A 21,572-nucleotide genomic window follows, 5' to 3' on the forward strand; every position below is an offset into this window, starting at 1 on the left:
ATTCTCTCCCTTACCGCGAAACCCGCGGTACCTTGAGGCCCGATGCCGCGATCATCTCGCGCATGACCTCGTTGACCCCGCCACCGAAGGTGATGACCAAGTTGCGCTTGGCCATGGTGTCGAGCCACTGCAGAACGTCGGCGGTGTGCTTGTCGGCGGGGTTGCCGAAGCGCCCGACGAGCTCTTCGGCCAGCCGGCTGACTTCCTGGATGCGCTCGGTGGAAAAGACTTTCGTCGCTGCCGCGTCGGCGACGGCGATGTTCTCACCGGAGGAGGCAACCTGCCAGTTGAGCAGTTCGTTGAGACGCATGATCGTCTTGATCTGACCCAGGAGCCGCTTGGCCTCCGGATCGTCCAGCGGGACAACACCATCGGAGCCGGGCTGGGAAGCCCAGCCGTGGACCTGCTCGTAGATGCCGGCCACGCGACCGGCCGGGCCCAGACCGACGCGCTCGTGGTTGAGCTGTGTGGTGATCAGCTTCCAGCCACCGTTCTCCTCACCGACCAGCATGTCGGCGGGCACCCGCACGTCGTTGTAGTACGTCGTGTTGGTGTGGTGGGCACCGTCGGACAGGATGATCGGAGTCCAGGAGTAGCCCGGATCCTTGGTGTCGACGATCAGGATCGAGATGCCCTTGTGCTTGGCCGCGGTCGGGTCGGTGCGGCAGGCCAGCCACACGTAGTCGGCGTCGTGGGCACCGGTGGTCCACATCTTCTGGCCGTTGACGATGTACTCGTCGCCGTGCCGCACGGCGGTGGTGCGCAGCGACGCCAGGTCGGTGCCGGCCTCGGGCTCGGAGTAGCCGATCGCGAAATGCACTTCACCGGAAAGGATTCCGGGCAGGAACTTCTTCTTCTGTTCCTCGGTGCCGAGCAGCTGCAGGGTGGGTCCCACGGTCTGCAGCGTGACCATCGGCAGCGGGATGTCGGCGCGGTTGGCCTCGTTGATGAAGATCTGCTGCTCGATGGGCCCGAAGCCCAGGCCGCCGTACTCCTTGGGCCAGCCCACACCGAGCTTGCCGTCGCTGCCCATGCGCTTGATGACGGCGCGGTAGGCCTCGTTGTGCCGGTCGGTCTCCATCGCCGCCGCCTCTTCGGGCGTGATCAGCGTCGAAAAGTACTCGCGCAGTTCGGATTGCAGCTTGCGCTGTTCCGCGGTCAGGTCGATAAACATATTTAGCTCCCGTCGCTTCGCTCGCCCAGTCCGGCACCCACCAAGTCGAGACGGTGCGACGGACCCCCGAGCAGGCGGTTCAGGTCCTTGATCGAGGAGTAGTAGCGGTCCATCGGGTAGGTGATGTCCATGCCCATGCCGCCGTGCAGGTGATGGCACAGCCGCATGGCAGGCGGGGCCTGCGAGGTCAGCCAGTAGCCCAGGATCGCCAGATCCTCGGCGGCGTCGAGGCCCTCGGACAACCGCCACACCACCGAGGTGGAGACGAGATCGATTGTCCGCGAAGCGATGTAGACCTCGGACAGCTGTGCCGCCACGGTCTGGAAGGTGGACAGCGGCCGGCCGAACTGCTCGCGGGTCGCGGTGTAGTCGGCGGTCAGCCGCAGTGCACCGGCCACCAGGCCGGCACCGAACGCGCCGATCATGGCCAGCGCCAGCTCGTTGGCCCGGGCCACCGTGGCACCGGCCAGCACGTCCTCATCGGCCACCGCGACGTCGGCGAATGTGACGACGTACTCGTCGGACCCATTGGCGGTCGGCGTCTTGACGACGGTCACACCGGCAGCCTTCGGTGACACGACGACCACACCACTGTCGGTGGTGACCAGCAGCCACTGCGCCGTCTCGGCATAGGGCACACCGATTTTGGTGCCGTTGAGCTTGCCGCCGGCGTAGCTGGTCGACGGCTTCTCGGGCAGCTGGTTGCCGGCCTCGTTCAGGGCAGCGGAGAGCACGGTCCCCTCGGCGACGCCCGCCAGGTACCGGTCCTGCTGCGCTTCGGTGGCCAGGTCGACCAGCGGCACCAGGGCGAGCCCGATGGTGGCCAGCGCCGGTCCGGTGGTGCCGCGCCGACCGATCTCGGTCAGTGCGGTGGCCGCCTCCGGCAGCCCCAGCCCGTCACCGCCCAAGCGGTCCGGCACCGCGAGTGCCACGACGCCACCGGAAACCAGTGCGTCCCAAGTGTTTTCCCGTTCCAGCACGGATGTCACCACATCGGCGACAGCCTGCTGCTCGGGGCTCGGTGTGAAATCCACCCGAATCCTCCTTGATTCGTGTTACCGGGCTACTGCGCTCAGTCGCCTTCTAGTGCTGGACGGGGCACTTGCCCGAGTAGTCAACCTGCCAGTGCTTGATGCCGTTGAGCCAGCCCGACATCAGCCGCTCGGGCTCGCCGATCGAGGCCAGGTCCGGCATGTGGTCGGCGATGGCGTTGAACATCAGGTTGATGGTCATGCGCGCCAGGTTGGCGCCGATGCAGTAGTGCGCGCCCGTGCCGCCGAAGCCGACGTGCTGGTTCGGTGTGCGCATGATGTCGAAGGTATGCGGGTTTTCGAAAACTTCCTCATCGAAGTTCGCTGAGCGGTACGACATGACGACCCGCTCGCCCTTCTTGATCTTCACGCCGCCGAGCTCGGTGTCCTCCAGGGCGGTCCGCTGGAACGCGGTAACCGGTGTGGCCCAACGGACGATCTCATCGGCGGCCGACTCCGGGCGCTCCTTCTTGTACAGCTCCCACTGCTCGGGGTTCTGGGAGAAGGCGATCATGCCGTGGGTGATCGAGTTACGGGTGGTCTCGTTACCGGCCACCGCGAGCATCACCACGAAGAAGCCGAACTCGTCGTCCGAGAGCTTCTCGCCGTCGAAGTCGGCCTGCACCAGCTGGGTGACGATGTCGTCGGTCGGGTTCTTGGCCCGCTCTGCGGCCATGTTCATGGCGTAGGTGATGAGCTCGAACGACGACGCGGCCGGGTCGATGTGCGCGTACTCCGGGTCCTCGCCGGCGGTCATCTCGTTGGACCAGTTGAACAGCTTGTCGCGGTCTTCCTGCGGCACACCGAGGAGCCCGGCGATGGCCTGCAGCGGCAGCTCACAGGACACCTGCTCGACGAAGTCACCGGTACCCGACGCGGCGGCGGCCTCGGCGATCTTCTGGGCCCGCTCGTTCAGCTCGGCCTGCAGCCGGCCGATGGCACGCGGGGTGAAGCCACGGGAGATGATCTTGCGCAGTCGGGTGTGCTGCGGGGCATCCATGTTCAGCAGCACGGCGCGCTGCACGTCGACGGCGTCGCGGGTCATGGCCTGCGGCCACACCGGAATGGCACCGTCGGGCGCGCTGCCGAAGATATCGTTGCGCTTCGAGACCTCTTTGACGTCATCGTAGCGGGTGACGATCCAGTAGCCCTTGTCACCGAAGCCACCGGTGCCGCCGGGCACGTCAACCCAGTGCACCGGCTCGGACTTACGGAGCTCGGCGAGCTCCTCGACAGGCAGCCGCTGGAGGTTCAGGTTCGCGTCGAGCAAGTCGAGATCGGACGGGATCGGGCAGGGCATGGTGTCTCCTTGGGGAATCCAACGCCTCAGAACGAGGTTCCGAGACAAATCCTTCTAGTTCGGCGTTGCGACCATTGAAACATGCCTTCACCGCAGATAAAAGGCACCTATGGATCATTGCTTGTCAGAGTAATGAAACGTGTTCTAGCCTGAGGCCATGGGTAATCCTGTCATCGTTGAAGCCACTCGTAGTCCGATCGGCAAGCGGGGCGGCTGGCTGTCCGGCCTGCACGCGACCGAACTTCTGGGGGCCACACAGAAGGCTCTCGTCGAGAAGGCGGGCCTCGACGCCGGAGAGGTCGAGCAGCTCATCGGCGGCTGCGTCACGCAGTACGGCGAGCAGGGCAACAACATCACCCGGCAGTCCTGGCTGGTCGCCGGACTGCCCGAGCATGTCGGTGCCACCACCATCGACTGCCAGTGCGGCAGCGCCCAGCAGGCCAATCACCTGATCGCCGGTCTGATCGCCACCGGCGCCATCGACATCGGCATCGCCTGCGGTATCGAAGCCATGAGCCGGGTGCCGCTGGGCGCCAACGGCGGTGGCGCCCGTGCCGCGTCGTGGGACATCGACCTGCCCAACCAGTTCGAGGCCGCCGAGCGCATCGCCAATCGCCGGGGCATCACGCGCGCCGACATCGACGCACTGGGCTTCGCCTCGCAGGCCAAGGCCAAGCAGGCCTGGGCCGAGGGCCGCTTCGACCGCGAGATCTCGCCCATCGAGGCGCCGGTCATCGACGAGAACAAGCAGCCGACCGCCGAGCTCAACTGGGTCACCCGCGACCAGGGTCTGCGCGACACCACTCTGGAGGGCCTGGCCGCGCTGAAGCCGGTCATCGAGGGTGGCATCCACACCGCCGGTACTTCGTCGCAGATTTCCGACGGCGCCGCCGCGGTGCTGTGGATGGACGAGGACAAGGCCAAGGCACTCGGCTACACGCCCCGCGCCCGGATCATCGCGCAGGCCAACGTCGGCGCCGAGACCTACTACCACCTGGACGGCCCGGTGCAGTCCACCGCCAAGGTGCTCGAGAAGGCGCGCATGTCGATGGCCGACATCGACCTGGTCGAGATCAACGAGGCGTTCGCGTCCGTCGTGCTGTCGTGGGCGCAGGTGCACAAGGCCGACATGGACAAGGTCAACGTCAACGGCGGCGCCATCGCGCTGGGCCACCCGGTCGGTTCCACCGGCTCGCGGCTGATCACCACCGCGCTGCACGAGCTGGAGCGCACCGGCAAGTCGACGGCGCTCATCACGATGTGCGCCGGCGGCGCGCTGTCGACGGGCACCATCATCGAGCGGATCTAGGCCCCGGGATGGCCCTGAACGACAAGCAGATCAAGGTCCTGAACTCGAAGCCGATGCTCGTCGGCTTCAAGTGGATGTCCAAGATCAACACCTGGGCGTTCCGCGCCACCGACGGCCGCCTGGGCGGCAAGTGGCGGCTCGGCTCCAAGCCGGTCGCCACCCTGCCGCCCGTCGGCATCCTGACCACCACCGGGCGCAAGTCGGGCGAGCCCCGCGACAGCCCGCTGCTGTACCTGCGCGAAGGCGACCGGATCGTCGTCGTCGCCTCGCAGGGCGGACGCAGCACCAACCCGATGTGGTACCTGAACCTGGTCGCCAACCCGAAGGTGAAGTTCCAGGTTCGCGGCGAGACGCTGCAGCTGACAGCCCGTGAGGCCACCGACGCCGAGCGCGACGAGTACTGGCCGAAGCTCGACGCCATGTACCCCGACTTCGTCGACTACCGCTCGTACACGGACCGGAAGATTCCGATCGTCTTCCTCGACCCGGCCTGAGCACAGATCGCAAAAAGACTCCCCTGGCACGCACGTCGTCCCAGGGGAGTTTTTTGCGGCCGGATTGGTGCGTCAGCAAATTCTTCAATTAATTGACGGCGCAGACTAGACAGATTGATAGATCTGTACATAGTGTGGCCCTGCACACATCCAGGGCAACACTATGGAGCCGTCTATGTCATCAACCTTCCGTCGGGGGACTCCTCGGAGACGAACACTCAAACGGGCACTACAGGCCCTGACCGTCGTGGTCAGCGCCGCCTTCATGTTCCTGACCTCGGCCTTCTCAGCCTGGGCCGCGGAGAACATCACCATCACGTTCGTCCGGCACGGGGAGTCGGAAGGCAACGTCTCGTGCTGCCTCGACACCACGATTCCCGGCCCGAACCTGACCCCGACCGGCGTCCAGCAGGCAGCGGACCGCGCCCAGCAACTCAACAGCGACGGCATCGCCTACGACGGCATCTACTACTCCAACATGGTCCGCACCAAGCAGACCGCGGCCCCGTTCGAGGGCCTGACGGGCATGACCGGCACTGAACTCGACGGCCTGCACGAGGTCCAGGCCGGCATCTACGAAGGTGCCCCGCAAAACTCGGGCCTGCAGCGCATCCTGTACGCGTTCACCCCGCTGGCCTGGGCGGCCGGCATGTACTTCGTGCCCATCCCGGGCTCCCCCGACCTGACCGGCGCCAACTTCCAGAGCCGCTACAACGGCGCCGTCGAGGACGTCTACAACTCGGGCGACCAGAACCCCGTCGTCTACTCCCACGGTCTCGCGATCATGGCCTGGACGCTGATGAACGTCGACAACCCCGACTTCGGCCTGTTCTTCACAAAGCCGCTGGACAACACCTCCGTGGTCACCGTCAACGGCAACCCCACCGACGGCTGGACGCTGGTCAACTGGAACGGCACCGCCGTCTCGCAGAATCCGGCGCTGTTCACCAAGCTGTTCGTCGACACCCGCAAGATGGTGACCGTGCCCCAGATGGCCGTGTACGACGTCATCCAGGCGTTCGGCACCCGCAACATCGCGACCATCGCCGGCGCCATCCGCGACGGCGTGTTCGACACCGTCAAGGCCGTCGCCAACTACCCGGTCGCTGTCACCAAGAGCATCGTCAAGTCCATCCAGACCGGCACCGTGTTCAAGGCCGCTCCGCCGCCGGCTCCCGCGCCGACCACCACGGCCGCCGTCGAGGCCAAGGACACCGACACCACCGACAAGCCGGCAGTGACGCCGACGCTCACCAAGCAGGTGTCCGCTCTCAAGACCGCCGTCACCGGTACCAAGGACAACACCGTCAAGGCTGTCGAGGAGACCAAGGTCGACACCAAGGCCGACGACACCAAGGCCGAGGACACCCCGCAGTCGAACACCGGCGACAAGGGTGACGACGCAACCGGCACCAAGGTCAAGAAGGACAAGCCGAAGAAGGTCCAGAAGCCGAAGAAGCAGAAGAAGGACAAGGCCGCCAAGGCTGACGCCGCCAAGTAGCTACACCAGAAAAGCTCCCCCAGAACGGGTTTCGTTCTGGGGGAGCTTTTGTCTCCAGGCGGGATTAGTGGCCCCGCGCCGGTCGTTGTCGTTGTCATGCCGACCGGAGTTGTGCTGGACCCCGACCGTACTTCCGCCAATCATGTCGCTGCCGCGATCGACCAGGCCCGCCGCGCCTACAACGCCGGCGTCGGCCAGGTGTGGATAGCCCAGCAGTTCGACCACGACGCGATCTCGCTCGCCGGATACGTCGGTGCCGCGGTGCCGGGCCTTGGCGTCGGCACCTTTGTCGTACCGGTCAACCCGCGCCACCCGCTCACCCTCGCCTCGCAGGCGCTGACCGCCCAAGCGGCCACCGGCGGGAACTTCAGCCTCGGCCTCGGGCTGGGCGCGCATGCTCCCGAGCAGGTGGCTTTCGGTACCGCGTGGCCGAACACCATCGGCCGGCTGCGCGAACACCTGCAGGTGCTCCGGTCGATCCTGGACACCGGCACCGTCGACTTCCACGGCGAAGAGTTCACCGCGGCCCCGGAGTTTCCGGTGACTGTCGCCGGCGGCACTCCGCTCCCGGTATACGTGGCGGCCATGGGCCCCAAGGCATTACGTGTGACGGGCGAATTGGCGGACGGCACCCTGCCCTATCTGGCCGGGCCGCGCACCATCGAGGAATTCATCGTGCCGACCATCTCCGAAGCAGCCATCGCAGCCGGCAGGCCCGCACCCAAAGTGATTGCCGCGGTACCCGTCCTGGTGACCGACGACGTCGACGAAGGCCGGACCGCCGCCGCGGAGGCCCTCGAGTTCTACGCAACCATCCCGTCGTACGCGAAAGTGATCGAACGCGAAGGCGTCGACTCCGTCATCGATCTCGCGGCGGTCGGCACCGCCGCTCAGGTGTCCGCACAACTGCGCCGCTACCTCGATGCTGGCGCAACCGATGTCGTGCTCAGTCCCCTGGTCCGCACGGGCATCGCGGCGCTCGAACCGATCTGGGATGTCGCCGCCGCGCTGTGAGGCAGACCAAAAAAGCGTCCCCGCAACATCGTTCGTTGCGGGGACGCTTTTGCGATCGTGGCGACTACGAGCCGTAGACCGGCACCGCGGGACGTGCCTTGGCCAGCAAGTCGGTCACGACGGGGCCCAGCTCGGCCGGATCCCACTTGGCACCCTTGTCGATCTCGGGGCCGTGCGCCCAACCCTCGGCAACACGAATCTTGCCGCCCTCGAGCTCGAACACCTTGCCCGTGACGTCGCGCGACTCGACGCTGCCCAGCCACACCACCAGCGGGGAGATGTTCTCGGGGGCCATGGAGTCGAACGCCTGGTCCTGGGTGTTCATCGCATCCGCGAAGACGGTCTCGGTCATGCGGGTACGAGCCGACGGCGCGATGGCGTTGGCGGTGACGCCGTAGCGGCCCATCTCGGTGGCGGCGACCAGCGTCAGCGCGGCGATGCCGGCCTTGGAGGCGCTGTAGGTGGCCTGGCCGACGCTGCCCTGCAGGCCGGCGCCTGAGCTGGTGTTGATGATGCGCGCGTCCACGGTCTCGCCGGCCTTGGCCTTCGCCCGCCAGTACGCGGCGGCATGCTTCATGGTGGCGAAGTGGCCCTTGAGGTGCACCGCGGTGACGGCGTCGAATTCCTCTTCCGTGGCGTTGGCGAACATGCGGTCACGGACGATGCCGGCGTTGTTCACCAGAACGTGTAGGTCGCCATATGTATCAATGGCCTGCTGGATCAGCGCCGCGGCCTGGTTCCAGTCGGCGACGTTCGAGCCGTTGGCGACGGCCTCGCCGCCGGCCGCGACGATCTCGTCGACCACGTTCTGTGCGGCGCTGCCGCCGCCGGCGGGCGAACCATCCAGGCCGACGCCGATGTCGTTGACCACGACGCGGGCACCTTCCGCGGCGAACGCGAGCGCATGCTCACGCCCGATGCCGCCACCGGCACCCGTCACGATGACCACGCGGCCGTCGAGCAATCCCATTGATCTCTCCTTATTTGTTGGCGCTTGACGCTTCCAGGTACTGCGGCGGCTCCCCGCCGCCATGCACTTCGAGGGACGCACCGCTGACGTACGACGCGGCCTCGGAGGCCAAAAATGCTGCGGCCCAGCCGATGTCGGCCGGCTTGGCCAGCCGCCCCAGCGGCACCGTGGCAGCCACGGCAGCGACCGACTCGGCGTCGCCGTAGAACAGTTCGGACTGCTCGGTCTCGACCATGCCGACGATCACGGAGTTCACCCGGACCTTGGGCGACCATTCGACGGCGAGCGTCGTGGTCAGGCTGTCGATGCCGGCCTTGGCGGCGCCGTAGGCACCGGTGCCCGGGGACGGCCGGTGCGCGCTGACGCTGGAGATGTTGACGATCACGCCGCCGGTGTCCTGCTGCTGCATCACCGCGTTGGCGTGCGTCGAAACCAGCAGCGGCGCAATCAGGTTGAGCTCGATGATCTTGGTGCTGAACTTGGCCGACGCATCCGAGGCCAGCGCGAACGGCGAGCCACCGGCGTTGTTGACCACGATGTCCAACCGGCCGTGCTTGGCCACGATGGCGTCGATCATCGCCTTGACCGCGGCGTCGTCGCGGACGTCGCAGGCGTGGAACTCGTAGGGCAACCCCTCGACCTCGCGCCGCGCGCAGGTGATCACGGTGGCGCCCTGCTCGGCGAACACCGCGCTGATGCCGGCGCCGACGCCGCGCACACCGCCGGTGACCAGCACCACGCGCCCGGCCAATTGCAGATTGATTCCAGCAGTCACTGTGCTAGCGTACCAAGCAAGTGCTTGCTTAGGTACCCGTCCCCCAGGAAGTGACTGATGACCATCACCACCAAGACAGTCGAACCGGGCATCGTCTCGGTCACCGTGAACTACCCGCCGGTCAATGCCATCCCGTCGGCCGGTTGGTTCGAACTGGCTGACCAGATCACCGCCGCCGGGCGCGACAAGAGCACCCACGTGGTGATCCTGCGGGCCGAGGGACGTGGCTTCAACGCCGGCGTCGACATCAAGGAAATGCAGAACACCGAGGGCTTCGGCGCCCTGATCGACGCCAACCGCGGTTGCTACGAGGCGTTCCGCGCGGTGTACGAATGCCAGGTCCCGGTCATCGCGGCCGTCAACGGCTTCTGCGTCGGCGGCGGCATCGGCCTGGTCGGCAACGCCGACGTCATCGTCGCCTCCGACGATGCGAAGTTCGGTCTGCCTGAGGTCGAGCGCGGCGCCCTCGGCGCGGCCACCCACCTGTCGCGCCTGGTCCCGCAGCACATGATGCGCCGGCTGTTCTTCACCGCCGCCACAGTGCCCGCGACGACGCTGCAGCACTTCGGTTCGGTGCACGAGGTCGTCCCGCGCGAAGAGCTCGACGAGGCCGCGCTGCGCGTCGCCCGCGACATCGCGAGCAAGGACACCCGCGTCATCCGCGCCGCCAAGGAGGCGCTGAACTTCATCGACGTGCAGCCCGTCAACGCGCGCTACCGCATGGAGCAGGGCTTCACCTTCGAACTGAATCTGTCCGGCGTGTCCGACGAACACCGCGACGAGTTCGCGGGGACCAACAAGGGGTCGAAATAATATGGCAGACAAGACAACAACTCTCGATGCGGCAGTAGCCGAGATCGAAAGCGGCATGACCATCGGCATCGGTGGGTGGGGTTCGCGCCGCAAGCCGATGGCGTTCGTGCGCGCGCTGCTGCGCACCGACGTGACCGACCTGACCGTCGTCACCTACGGCGGTCCAGATCTCGGATTGCTCTGTGCCGCAGGCAAGGTCAAGCGCGCCTACTACGGTTTCGTGTCGCTGGACTCGCCGCCGTTCTACGACCCGTGGTTCGCGCGGCGCCGCACCGAAGGCGCCATCGAGGCCCGCGAGATGGACGAGGGCATGCTGCGCTGCGGCCTGCAGGCTGCCGCACAACGCCTTCCGTTCCTGCCGATCCGTGCCGGCCTGGGCAGCGACGTCCGCACCTTCTGGGGTGACGAACTCAAGACCGTCACCTCGCCGTACGAGACCGACGGTGCGCACGAGGAACTCATCGCCATGCCGGCGCTGAACCTCGACGCCGCGTTCGTGCACATGAACCTGGGCGACGTGAAGGGCAACGCCGCCTACACCGGCATCGACCCCTACTTCGACGACCTGTTCCTGATGTCGGCCGAGCGCCGCCACCTGTCGGTCGAGAAGATCGTCTCCACCGAGGAACTGGTGAAGTCGGTTGTGCCGCAGCAGCAGATCATCAACCGCATGATGGTCGACACCGTGGTCGAGGCCCCGAACGGCGCCCACTTCACCACCAACGAGCCCGACTACCGGCGCGACGAGAAGTTCCAGCGCCACTACGCCGAAGCCGCCGGCTCGGACGAGACCTGGGCCGAGTTCGTCAAGACCTATCTGTCCGGAACCGAGGCCGACTACCAGGCCGCGGTCCGTAAGTTCGCCGAGGCCCAGAAGGAGGCCGCCAAGTGAGTGACGCAACCCGCGCCGAGGTCTGTGCCGTCGCCTGCGCCGAATTGTTCCGTGACGCAGGGGAAATCATGGCCAGCCCCATGACGACCGTCGTGCAGATCGGTGCCCGTCTGGCCCGGCTGACCTTCTCCCCCGACATCGTGATCACCGACGGCGAGGCCCGCATGCTGGCCGACACCCCGGCGATCGGCGCCCCGTTCGCCGTCGAGGGCTGGATGCCGTTCAACCGCGTCTTCGAGACGCTGGCCTGGGGCCGTCGTCATGTGGTCATGGGCGCCAACCAGATCGACCGCTACGGCAACCAGAACCTGTCGGCTTTCGGCCCCATCCAGCAGCCGACGCGCCAGATGTTCGGTGTCCGCGGCGCGCCCGGCAACAGCATCAACCACGCCACCAGCTACTTCGTGGGCAACCACACCAAGCGCGTGTTCGCCGAGTCGGTCGACATCGTCTCCGGAATCGGTTGGGACAAGGTCGATCCGGCCAACCCGGCGTACCGCTTCCTGAACGTGTACCAGGTGGTCTCCAACCTGGGTGTGTTCGACTTCAACGGCCCCGAGCACCAGATGCGCGCGGTGTCGCTGCACCCGGGTGTGACGGCCGACGAGGTCGCCGACAACACCTCGTTCGAGGTGCACGGTCTGGACGCCGCCGGCGAGACCCGCCTGCCGACCGCCGAGGAACTGCAGCTGCTGCGTGAGGTCATCGACCCGAAGTCGTTGCGGGACAAAGAAGTGAAAGCAGTCAAGGCGTAATGACTACCCTCAAGACGCCGCTGACCGAACTGGTCGGCATCGAGTACCCGGTCGTGCAGACCGGCATGGGCTGGGTGGCCGGCGCGCGACTGGTCGCGGCCACCTCCAACGCCGGCGGTCTCGGCATCCTGGCGTCGGCGACGATGACGCTGGACGAGCTGCAGACCGCCGTCACCAAGGTCAAGGCGGCCACCGATAAGCCGTTCGGCATCAACATGCGTGCCGACGCCGGCGATGCGGACGCCCGCTGCGACCTCCTGATCCGCGAAGGAGTCAAAGTCGCCTCCTTCGCCCTGGCCCCCAAGCCCGAGCTGATCGCCAAGCTCAAAGATGCCGGCGTCGTGGTGATCCCGTCGGTCGGCCTGGCCAAGCACGCCAAGAAAGTGGCGAGCTGGGGCGCCGACGCGGTGATCGTGCAGGGCGGCGAGGGCGGCGGCCACACCGGCCCGATCGCCACCACGCTGCTGCTGCCGTCGGTGCTCGACGCCGTGAAGGACACCGGTATGCCGGTGATCGCCGCGGGTGGTTTCTTCGACGGCCGTGGCCTGGCGGCCGCCCTGTCCTACGGTGCGGCCGGCGTCGCGATGGGCACGCGGTTCCTGCTGACCTCGGACTCGACGGTGCCCGATGCCGTCAAGCAGCGCTACCTGGAAGCCGCATTGGACGGCACCGTGGTGTCGACCCGCGTCGACGGCATGCCGCACCGCGTGCTGCGCACCGGGCTGGTCGAGAGGCTCGAAAGCGGTTCTCCGGTACGCGGTTTCGTCGCCGCGGTGGGCAACGCACAGAAGTTCAAGAAGATGTCGGGCATGACCTGGCGGTCGATGGTCAAGGACGGCCTGGCCATGCGCCACGGCAAGGATCTGACCTGGTCGCAGGTCGTCATGGCGGCCAACACCCCGATGCTGCTGAAAGCCGGTCTGGTGGAAGGCAACACCGAGGCGGGTGTGCTGGCGTCGGGCCAGGTGGCCGGCATCGTGGCGGATTTGCCAGCCTGCTCCGAACTCATACCGCGCATTGCCGCCGAGGCCATCGAGCACCTGCAGGCTGCGACGAGCTACATCGTCTAGTTCCTGCGCGAGCAGACGTGAAACTGTCCCTTCTCTCTGGAGAAGGGGCAGTTTTGCGTCTCACGGGGAGCTTCGAGTCGAGGGTGCGTACAGATCGTCACATCCACGGTTGAGACGCTCCGGCGGCACAGTCGCGAGTCTCCGCCTGCTGGGCAATTGGCAAGCAAATGCCTTGTGGGCGTTGACTGTGCGCTGAAGCAGAAGAAATACGAGTAGCGGCGAACCTGGACGCACGATCAACGCGAGGCCGGGCCTCCAGCTCGCGGGACTACTCAACCGTCATGCCATGCCAGCGCTTGACGTCCGGCAGCGCGATGTCGAACAGGTCGAGGGCGCGGCCGACGGTCTGATTGACGATGTCGTCGAGGGTCTCCGGGACGGTGTAGAACGCCGGCACGGGCGGCATGATGATGGCGCCGTTGCGGGTCGCCTGCGCCATCAACTCGATGTGCCCGGCGTGCAGCGGTGTCTCGCGCAGCAGCAACACGACGCGGCGCCGCTCCTTGAGGCAGACATCGGCGGCCCGCACCACCAGAGAGTCGTTGTAGGACTGCGCAATTCCGCTGAGGGTCTTGATCGAGCAGGGCGCCACCAGCATGCCGGCCGTGACGAACGAACCCGACGACACCGTCGCGGCGATGTCCCGCGGGTTGTGCACCTCGTCGGCGAGATCGCGGACGTACTCGTGCGTGTACTTGGTCTCTTGCGCGATGGTGCGGTGCGCCGCGGTGGTGACGATGGCGTGCGTCTCCACGTCGGCGACGTCGCGCAACAACTCCAGCGCGCGGATGCCGTAGATGGCGCCCGACGCACCGGAGATCGCCACGATCAGTCGCTTCATCAGTCCCCTACTCCTGCAGCCGCTGCCGCGATGGTAGCCACCGCAGCGTCCTCGTCGCTGGTCAATGGCCGGTCCGACTGCGCCCGCACCACCAACGTCAGTGCCTCGACGACCCGCACCACAGCGTCACCACCAGCCGGCTCCACATCGGGCACCAGCGCATCCAACTCGGACAGTTCGATCAGCTCGGAGCGGATCTCCAAGTCCTTGAGCTGCTCCCGCAGCTCGGTGGTGGCCGGGCTGGGCGCGGGCGCCGGGCCTGACTTGAGCCGCCGTCGCACAGCGCGCAGCGGGCGGACGACCTCTGCGTGCCACTGCGCCACCCGCTCACTCGCGGCCGCAAGCGTCTCCGTCGTCAGCTGACCGGCCACGCCCACCCGAGCCGCGAACAGCAGCACGTTCACATCAAGACCGAAGCGGTCCTGCAGCAGCACGCAGGCCTGCTCGACGCCGTCTTGGCGATGCACCCGCAGAGCAAAATCTGGTAACTGCACGGTGACCAATTGTGGTGTTCGGGTGCCCGACCTGGCTAGTCGTAGTAGACAGATATTTGCCGCAGCCGAGCAGGACCACAGTAAGGATGGCACTGAACGATGCCCTTCGACGATTTCCGCTCCTTTCTCACGGCACTGCGCGCACAAGGGCAACTCATCGAAGTCGACCGGCCGGTGGCCCTGGAGCTGGAAGTCGCCAAGGCCATGCGCAAGAGCGCAGCGACCGGCGGCCCGGCAATCGTGTTCAACAACAACGGCACTCAGTTCCCGCTGGTCGGTGGCATCTACAACTCACGCGCCAAGGCGCTGCTGGCGTACGGCTGCACCGAGGAGAACGCCTTCGGCGACATCGTGAATCGGCTGAAGACCCGCATTCCCCCGAAGTACGTCGACGACGGTCCGGTGCACGAGAACGTGATCCTCGGCGACGACATCGACTTGTCGATCCTGCCGGTGCCGAAGTACAGCCCGGATGACGGCGGCCCGTACATCACGCCGGGCATCGTCGTCAGCCACGATCCGGAGACCGGTGTGCCGGACATCGGGCACTACCGCTGCGAGATCATCGACAGCAAGACCATGACGCTCATGGCGATCCCGAATCACCGCTTCGCCAAGAACCAGGCCAAGGCCCGGGCCATGGGGCACAAGACTTTCCGCGCGTCGCTGGTGATCGGGGTCGACCCGATGATCGCCTACTCCGGACCCATCCAGGTGCCCGAGGACACCAACGACTGGGAGGTCGTCGGCGGAATGCGCGGCGCGGCAGTGGAGTTGGTGAAATGCCGCACCAACGACGTATCGGTGCCGGCACATGCCGAGGTCGTCATCGAATTCGAGGTCGACTTCACCGAGACCGTCACCGAAGGACCGCTCGGTGAATACACCGGCTATTACACACCGGCGTCGCAGAAACCTCTGGTGCGGCCGACGGCCATCACGCATCGCAACGGCGCGTACTTCCAGGCCCTGCTGACCGGCCGACCGACCACGGAAAACCATATCCTCAAGCAGCTTTCGTTCGAGGCATCGTTCTTCGACATGATGCGCCAGCAGTTCCCCACCATCGAGAAGGTGTCGATCCCCGCCTCGGGCGGCGTCTACTTCCGTGTGGTCATCTCCATGCGCCAGCGCTACGCCGGCGAGGCCCGCAGCCTCATCCTGGCCGCGATGGGCAGCAACCTGCGGCCGAAGCAGGTCGTCGTGGTGGACCCCGACATCGACGTCTACGACTCCGAACAGGTCGAGTGGGCCATGGCATTTCGCACACAGCCGGCGCGCGACGTCATCATCATCGACAGCCTGCCCGGCGGCCCGCTGGACCCGACGGCCGACGAATCACTGCCCCAGGATCAGCGCACCGGTTCCGCCATCGGTATGGATGCGACGTATCCCTACGGCACCATCGTCAAGAAGGTCGGCGACGTGTGCGGGCCGGCACTGGAGGAACACGGCGGCCGCGTCGTCGAGGTCGCCGACGTGCCCGGGTGGCGCGAATACGACTTCCCGGAACTCGACGAAAAGACCCATCCCGCAACCACTTCTGAATAGGATGTGAGATGCCCCAGCAGACCCTGACCGAGTTCGTCGAGGACATGGAGAAGGCGGGCCTGCTGGTTCGCGTCACCGAGGAGAAGCGCGTCGACGAACTCCCCGCGGTGATGGAGGCCAACCCGCTGACGGCCGTGCTGGTCGAGAACGTCAAGGACTGCGAATTCCAGTTCCTCGCCAACGCCTATTCCAACCAGGATCAGTACGCGTGGGGCCTGGGCTGTGACAAGAGCCAGAGCGGCTTCATGATGAGCGAGCTCGCCAAAGGCCGCATCAAACCGGAGATCGTCGACACCGCACCGTGCAAGGAAGTCATCCTGACCGGGGATGACGTCGACCTCACGCGGCTGCCGCTCTTCCTGCACCACGACCGCGACGGGCACGCGTACACCAACGACAATCTGGTGGTCAGCCGGCACCCGGACACCGGCATCCACGACTGGGGCATCTACCGCAGCATGTTCCGGTCCAAGACCGAGAAGATGTTCGACATGACGTGCACCTCGCACCGGGCACGCATCAATGCCATTGCCGCACAGGAGAAAGGGCAGAACCTCGAGGTCGCAATCGTGCTCGGTGGGCCCATCCTCGACAAGGTGGCGTCGCTGACGGGCGTGCCCGCCGACACCGACGACTTCGAGGTGCTGGGCAGCTTCTACGGCCACCCGGCCCGGCTGGTGAAGTGCGAGACCATCGACGTCCTGGTACCCGCGAATGCCGAGATCGTGCTGGAGTGCGAGCTCATGGCCTCGGAAGGACTGACGCACGACGAGGGCCCCTACGGCGAGTTCAGCGGCATGTACGGCGGTGGCATCAAACACAATTACCGCGCCGTGGTGAAGGCCATGACGTACCGCAAGGGCGGCATCTTCCAGCACGCCACCATCGGCGGCGCGCATCCCTGGTACACCGACAACATGCTGCAGCTGCCGGCGGTGGAGGCAGATATCTTCGGCGCCTTGAAGTTCGCGGGTATCGACGTCAAAGAGGTCCGCTGCCCGCTCGGTGGGCTCTCGAACATCGCCTACGCCAAGATCAAGCCCAACGGCGGCGGTGATGCCAAGCAGGCCCTCGGCATCATGCTGACCTGTTCCAAGCTGGCGCTGCCGAAGATCGCGATGGTGTTCGACGAGGACATCGACATCTGGGACGACAACGCCGTACAGCTCGCCATGGCGTTCCGCTACATGCCACACCTCGACACGGTGCTGCTACCGGGCGGCAACACCATGACCGTCGACCCGATGATCGGGTCCGACGTCGCACCCGGCACCGCGTCGAAGATCGGCTTAGACTGCACCATCCCGATGGGACCGCAGTTCACGCGCACCAGCTTCGACCGCAGTTCGGTATTCGTGCTGCCCGACCCGCCGGCCGACGTCGTGACGCTGCCAGAGGACGACCTGACTGCCGCGATGGCCGACCTCATCCGGGAGAAACCGCGGGCGTGGAAGGAAATCCTGGAGCATTTCAACGGCCAGCCCTACCCCACCATCTACCGGGCATTCAGCAATCTGCGTCCCCAGTTGGGCCGCTGCGACGACGCCCCCTGGTACCGGTACACGTTCTCCGACGGGGACTTCGCGGTCGCTGAACCCGAGACACTGACGCACAACTACGACCCACGGCACCGGCCCTAGCCTCTCCGCAGCAACGTTCCTCCGACCTGTCAAACCAGGGGACTGACGTTGGCTTCTCGCGACAACATATCCGCGTAATTGCGTCGGATCTTCGGCTGCCGGGGATGTCGCGTCCGTCCCCAGGCCTCCGTAACGTAGCCATCGACCCCAGCGGCAAGGTTCCTACCTGCTATAACAGGCTCGACAATCCGCACCAGAGAGGCAACCCGTCGAATGACTGTCATCGGTGGTGCGGCCTACTTCGACGGACAGCGCATCCTGCACGGCACCGCGCACGACGTGCTGATGGGTGCCCCCGGTCTCGGTGACTACTTCCGCGCCGTCGGCGTCATCCCCGCGTCACGCGACGGAGTCACCAATGCGCTGGCCGCCGGCCGCGACGTCGTGGTGTGGCCGGGCGGCGAACTGGACGCGATGCGCAACTGGCGCGACCGCGACAAGGCGATCCTCGCCGGGCGCAAAGGCTTTGTGAAACAGGCGATCCGGTCCGGTGTGCCGATCGTGCCGGTCGCGACGATCGGTGGCCACGACACCGTCTTCGTGCTGAACGAAGGCAAGTTCCTGGCCAAGTGGAGCGGCCTGGGCAAGCGGTTGCGCGGCGCCAACATGCCGATCATCGCCGGCTTCCCGTTCCCGCTGGCCGTCGAGGTGCTGCCCATGCACCTGCCGCTGCCCGCGAAGATTCGCACCGAACTGCTCGACCCCATCTACGTCGACACCGACCCCGAGCGCGCGAACGACGCCGCCTACGTCGACAAGGTGTACGACGAGGTGCAGTTCGCCATCCAGTCCGGCATGGACCGGCTGGCCAAGCGCCGCAGCTTCCCCGTCTTCGGGTAGGTCTCAGCGGCGGACGACCTCGCGATGGCCGGCGTCGACGCGATGGGTCCAGCCACGGGAATCCAGGTGTTCCAGCAGCGGGATCGCCACGCGGCGGCTGGTCCCGAGCGCTTGCCGCGCCGCACTGGTGGTGAAAGGCTGTGCCAGCCGGGCCAATTCGCGCATCGCCAGGGCGGGCGCGGTGGGCAGCAGGACGACGCCGTCGCCGAGTCGGAGCAAGCGACCGACCCGTTCGGCGGCCGCGAGCTCGCGCGTACCGAGCCGCAAGGCCGTCAGGTCATCGGCTTCCGGTGCATGAAAGGGATTGTCCTGCAGCCGTTTTGTGAGCTCGGTGAGCGCCGCCTCGGCCGGGCCGAGATCGGTCGAACGTCCTGGCAGCCGAAAAAGACCCCCGGCCTGCTCTATGCCTGCCGCACGGCTGATGTCGTCGAGCAGTGCCGCATCAGGCAAGGCCAGGAAGTCGCTGACGGCGCCGCGGGACAGTCCTGCCGCCAGGGGATCCCGGTCATGCAGGTCCTGAACCGCGGTGCGCAGCCGCTGCTGCCACGCCTCGTAGGTCGCGGCAAGTATCCACCAGCCGTGGCTCACGTGAACGCCGGCCGGCGGGTCGGACGTGTCAAATCCCAACCGGCGCAGGTGATCTACCGTCACGATGCCGCGGCGGGTCACCTCACCGAGCACGTCGCCGCGGGTGTCCATGGCGGCCAGCACCGCATTACGGCGGGCACTGTCGCCGCGACGGCGTAGCGGCGGCGGGTCGGCGTCCAGCACCTGCGCGCCGCCCAGCACGCGGCCACCCGGCTGTCGCAATACGAGCCGATCGGCGAGCACCAGCGGCAACTCCCGGTCCAGCACCAGCCGGGCATGATCATCGTCGAACGGCCGTAGCCTGGCCTCCACCGTCGCTGTTCCCACGTGCGCGGTGAGCTGTTCGGGAACGTCGGTGAACGCCGCCCCGCTCACGCGCCGGACATCCAGCGTGCGGGTCGTCTCCCAGGCTCCGGGCGTCAGCAGCACGTCGCCGCGGTGGACCTGTTCCGCGGACACGCCGCGCAGGTTCAATGCGGCCCGGGTCACCGGCCCGAGCGTGGCGGAGGACTCGCCGCGCGATTGCAGCCCGCGGATCACCACGTCACGGCCGTTCAAGGCCAGCCGGTCGCCATCGGCCACGGTGCCGGCGGCCAGGGTTCCGGTCACCACGGTCCCGGCGCCGGTGATGGTGAACGACCGGTCGACCCACAACCGCACGCGCGCAGTGGCCGACGGCGCCGGCACCGCAGCCAGCACGTCGTCCAGGGCCACGCGCAGTTCCGGCAGACCGGTGCCCTTGATGGCCGAGACCACGACGGCCGGTGCGTCGCGCAGCCCGGTGTCGGCGAGTTCTTCGCGGGCCTGCGCGAGCGTCGCGTCCACCCGGTCCGGCGCCCGGTCGGCGCGGCTGACGACGATCAGTCCGTGCTGAATCCCCAGCGCGGCCAATGCATCTCGGTGATCGCTCGACTGCGCCTGCCACCCCTCGTCGGCGGCGACCACGAAGCACACCACCGGCGCAGGCCCGAGGCCGGCCAGCATGTTGCCCAAGAATCGTTCGTGGCCGGGCACGTCGACGAATGCCACGTCCCGGCCCGACGGCAATGTGGTCCACGCGAAGCCGAGGTCGATGGTCAGCCCGCGACGGCGCTCCTCAGCCCACCGGTCCGGTTCCATACCGGTGAGCGCACGTACCAAGGTGCTCTTGCCGTGGTCGACGTGACCGGCTGTTGCTACGACATACGTCACCGTCAGCCACCCAGTGCGGCCTGAACGGCGGCGAGGACGCGCGCGTCGTCGTCCTCCGGAATACAGCGCAAGTCGACCAGGCACGCGCCGTCGTGCACCCGGGCGACCACGGCGGGGTCACCCGTCCGCAGCGCCGCCGCCACCGTCTCCGGCAACCGGACCGCCCACCCGGGCAGCGGTACGCCGGGGGCGCCGCCGCCGCCGACGCGCCCGTCGTGCGGCACCACGTCCGCGCCGACGGCATCAGCGATCCGGTCAGCCCTGACCCGCAGCCGGTCCGCGTCGGCGTGCAGCGCCTGCATCACCGGCACCGGACCGACACACAGCGTGGCCTCCAGCGCGGCGAGCGTCAGCTTGTCAGCGCGCACGGCCCGCGCGAGCGGATGACGAGCCATGCGGGTGACCACGTCGGCGCGCCCCAGCACGATGCCGGCCTGCGGACCGCCGAGCAGTTTGTCGCCGCTACCCGTGATGACATCGGCGCCGGCGGCCAGGGCGGTCGCGGCATCGGGTTCGTCGGGTAGCAACGGGTCGGGCGCCAACAGCCCGCTACCCAGATCGACGACAAGAGGTACGCCCCTGTCCTGCAACATGTTCCGAAGCTCACCGAACGAGACCCCCGAGGTGAACCCCGTCACCCGGAAGTTGCTCGGGTGCACCTTGAGAACGCAGCCGGTGTCCGGCCCGAGGGCGTCGGCGTAGTCCCGCAGGTGGGTGCGGTTGGTGGTGCCCACCTCGCGCAGCCGAGCTCCCGTCGACGCGATCAGGTCGGGCAACCGGAAACCGGCGCCGATCTCGATGAGCTCGCCGCGACTGACCACCACGTCACGCCCCGCCGCCAGCGCCGTGGTCGCCAAGACCAGCGCGGCGGCGCCGTTGTTAACGACGAGCGCGTCCTCGGCCGCGGGGCACGCCGCCAGCAGTGCTGCCCGGGCCGCGACACCGCGCTTCGATCGGGTGCCGGTGCTCAGGTCCATCTCGACGTCGACGTACCCACTGGCCGCGACCAGGGCGTCGACTGCCGCAGCCGACAGCGGCGCCCGGCCCAGATTGGTGTGCACCACGACGCCCGTGGCGTTGAGCACCGGTCGCAGCGACACCGGCGCCCGCCCGGCCAGCGCGGCAACCACCACTTTCACAACCTCGTCAGGCGGCAACTCACCGCGCCGGGCCCGTTCCTGCGTCTGCGTCACGACCGCCCGGACGGCACTGTCGCCCAATCGGTTTCGCGCGTCGCGGACCTCCGGGAGCGCAAGCAGTTGATCGGTACGCGGAATGAGCCGACGCGGGTCCAGCTCGCTCACGTGCCCTCCTGAAGTGCCCACCACG

20 protein-coding genes are annotated in these 21,572 nt (G+C 67.1%); 11 read left to right on the forward strand and 9 right to left on the reverse strand.

Annotated elements, in window-relative coordinates; genetic code table 11:
* Positions 1–10: 10 nt before the first annotated feature.
* Genes fadE29 through EB75_RS23895 form a run of 3 tightly spaced genes read right to left on the reverse strand, consistent with a single transcriptional unit; the run spans position 11 to position 3,505 of the window.
* Positions 11–1,174 carry an acyl-CoA dehydrogenase FadE29 gene (gene fadE29 / locus EB75_RS23885; RefSeq protein ID WP_073697744.1) on the reverse strand — a complete coding sequence of 388 codons (1,164 nt, stop codon included), beginning with the start codon at positions 1,172–1,174 and terminating at the stop codon, positions 11–13.
* A 2-nt stretch (positions 1,175–1,176) separates the two neighbouring features.
* Positions 1,177–2,208, reverse strand: a complete 1,032-nt coding sequence (locus tag EB75_RS23890; RefSeq protein ID WP_073697745.1) for an acyl-CoA dehydrogenase family protein — start codon at positions 2,206–2,208, stop codon at positions 1,177–1,179.
* A gap of 49 nt (positions 2,209–2,257) precedes the next feature.
* Entirely contained in the window at positions 2,258–3,505 is a 1,248-nt protein-coding gene (locus EB75_RS23895; RefSeq protein WP_073697746.1) for a cytochrome P450, read from the reverse strand.
* Positions 3,506–3,662: 157 nt separating this feature from the next.
* On the opposite strand from EB75_RS23895, the gene EB75_RS23900 reads away from it, so the two are divergent.
* The 4 genes from EB75_RS23900 (at position 3,663) to EB75_RS23915 (ending at position 7,823) form a co-directional block, all read left to right on the forward strand.
* Complete coding sequence (locus tag EB75_RS23900) at positions 3,663–4,814, forward strand: steroid 3-ketoacyl-CoA thiolase (RefSeq protein ID WP_073697747.1); 1,152 nt, start codon at positions 3,663–3,665, stop codon at positions 4,812–4,814.
* An 8-nt stretch (positions 4,815–4,822) separates the two neighbouring features.
* Positions 4,823–5,308, forward strand: a complete 486-nt coding sequence (locus EB75_RS23905; protein ID WP_073697748.1) for a nitroreductase family deazaflavin-dependent oxidoreductase — start codon at positions 4,823–4,825, stop codon at positions 5,306–5,308.
* Positions 5,309–5,483: 175 nt separating this feature from the next.
* The gene (locus EB75_RS23910; RefSeq protein ID WP_168176113.1) at positions 5,484–6,809 is read left to right on the forward strand and encodes a histidine phosphatase family protein; all 1,326 of its coding nucleotides are present in this window, start codon (positions 5,484–5,486) and stop codon (positions 6,807–6,809) included.
* A 96-nt stretch (positions 6,810–6,905) separates the two neighbouring features.
* Entirely contained in the window at positions 6,906–7,823 is a 918-nt protein-coding gene (locus EB75_RS23915; protein ID WP_073697750.1) for an LLM class F420-dependent oxidoreductase, read from the forward strand.
* Between the two features lie 64 nt (positions 7,824–7,887).
* Here the strand turns inward: EB75_RS23915 and EB75_RS23920 are convergent, their stop codons facing one another.
* Both EB75_RS23920 and EB75_RS23925 read right to left on the reverse strand, forming a co-directional pair.
* Positions 7,888–8,793 (reverse strand): SDR family oxidoreductase, encoded by a 906-nt coding sequence (locus tag EB75_RS23920; RefSeq protein WP_073697751.1) that lies wholly within the window; start codon positions 8,791–8,793, stop codon positions 7,888–7,890.
* A 10-nt stretch (positions 8,794–8,803) separates the two neighbouring features.
* The gene (locus EB75_RS23925) at positions 8,804–9,568 is read right to left on the reverse strand and encodes an SDR family oxidoreductase (protein ID WP_073697752.1); all 765 of its coding nucleotides are present in this window, start codon (positions 9,566–9,568) and stop codon (positions 8,804–8,806) included.
* A 57-nt stretch (positions 9,569–9,625) separates the two neighbouring features.
* On the opposite strand from EB75_RS23925, the gene echA20 reads away from it, so the two are divergent.
* Genes echA20 through ipdC form a run of 4 tightly spaced genes read left to right on the forward strand, consistent with a single transcriptional unit; the run spans position 9,626 to position 13,098 of the window.
* Positions 9,626–10,381 (forward strand): (7aS)-7a-methyl-1,5-dioxo-2,3,5,6,7,7a-hexahydro-1H-indene-carboxyl-CoA hydrolase, encoded by a 756-nt coding sequence (echA20, locus tag EB75_RS23930; protein ID WP_064859676.1) that lies wholly within the window; start codon positions 9,626–9,628, stop codon positions 10,379–10,381.
* Between the two features lies 1 nt (position 10,382).
* Complete coding sequence (gene ipdA / locus EB75_RS23935) at positions 10,383–11,273, forward strand: cholesterol ring-cleaving hydrolase subunit IpdA (RefSeq protein WP_073697753.1); 891 nt, start codon at positions 10,383–10,385, stop codon at positions 11,271–11,273.
* Positions 11,270–12,028, forward strand: a complete 759-nt coding sequence (gene ipdB / locus EB75_RS23940) for a cholesterol ring-cleaving hydrolase subunit IpdB (RefSeq protein WP_073697754.1) — start codon at positions 11,270–11,272, stop codon at positions 12,026–12,028. The genes ipdA and ipdB overlap by 4 nt, the downstream gene beginning before the upstream one ends.
* The gene (ipdC, locus tag EB75_RS23945) at positions 12,028–13,098 is read left to right on the forward strand and encodes a (3aS,4S,5R,7aS)-5-hydroxy-7a-methyl-1-oxo-octahydro-1H-indene-4-carboxyl-CoA dehydrogenase (protein ID WP_073697755.1); all 1,071 of its coding nucleotides are present in this window, start codon (positions 12,028–12,030) and stop codon (positions 13,096–13,098) included. The genes ipdB and ipdC overlap by 1 nt, the downstream gene beginning before the upstream one ends.
* 268 nt (positions 13,099–13,366) lie before the next feature.
* Here the strand turns inward: ipdC and EB75_RS23950 are convergent, their stop codons facing one another.
* Positions 13,367–13,939, reverse strand: a complete 573-nt coding sequence (locus EB75_RS23950) for a UbiX family flavin prenyltransferase (protein ID WP_073697756.1) — start codon at positions 13,937–13,939, stop codon at positions 13,367–13,369.
* Complete coding sequence (locus EB75_RS23955) at positions 13,939–14,433, reverse strand: TIGR02444 family protein (protein ID WP_168176114.1); 495 nt, start codon at positions 14,431–14,433, stop codon at positions 13,939–13,941. The genes EB75_RS23950 and EB75_RS23955 overlap by 1 nt, the downstream gene beginning before the upstream one ends.
* A gap of 99 nt (positions 14,434–14,532) precedes the next feature.
* Between EB75_RS23955 and EB75_RS23960 the strand changes: the two genes are divergently transcribed.
* From EB75_RS23960 to EB75_RS23970, 3 genes are all read left to right on the forward strand, one after another.
* Complete coding sequence (locus EB75_RS23960) at positions 14,533–15,984, forward strand: UbiD family decarboxylase (protein ID WP_073697758.1); 1,452 nt, start codon at positions 14,533–14,535, stop codon at positions 15,982–15,984.
* Between the two features lie 8 nt (positions 15,985–15,992).
* The gene (locus EB75_RS23965; RefSeq protein ID WP_073697759.1) at positions 15,993–17,624 is read left to right on the forward strand and encodes a UbiD family decarboxylase; all 1,632 of its coding nucleotides are present in this window, start codon (positions 15,993–15,995) and stop codon (positions 17,622–17,624) included.
* Positions 17,625–17,837: 213 nt separating this feature from the next.
* Positions 17,838–18,464, forward strand: coding sequence for a 1-acyl-sn-glycerol-3-phosphate acyltransferase (locus EB75_RS23970; RefSeq protein WP_286150309.1), 627 nt, complete (start codon positions 17,838–17,840; stop codon positions 18,462–18,464).
* Positions 18,465–18,467: 3 nt separating this feature from the next.
* Here the strand turns inward: EB75_RS23970 and selB are convergent, their stop codons facing one another.
* Together selB and selA are read right to left on the reverse strand one after the other, a co-directional pair.
* Positions 18,468–20,243, reverse strand: coding sequence for a selenocysteine-specific translation elongation factor (gene selB, locus EB75_RS23975; protein ID WP_073697760.1), 1,776 nt, complete (start codon positions 20,241–20,243; stop codon positions 18,468–18,470).
* 2 nt (positions 20,244–20,245) lie between these two features.
* Positions 20,246–21,547, reverse strand: coding sequence for an L-seryl-tRNA(Sec) selenium transferase (selA, locus tag EB75_RS23980; RefSeq protein ID WP_073697761.1), 1,302 nt, complete (start codon positions 21,545–21,547; stop codon positions 20,246–20,248).
* Positions 21,548–21,572: the final 25 nt, after the last annotated feature.

The organism is Mycobacterium sp. ST-F2 (assembly GCF_001905655.1).
Taxonomy (GTDB): Bacteria; Actinomycetota; Actinomycetes; order Mycobacteriales; family Mycobacteriaceae; genus Mycobacterium.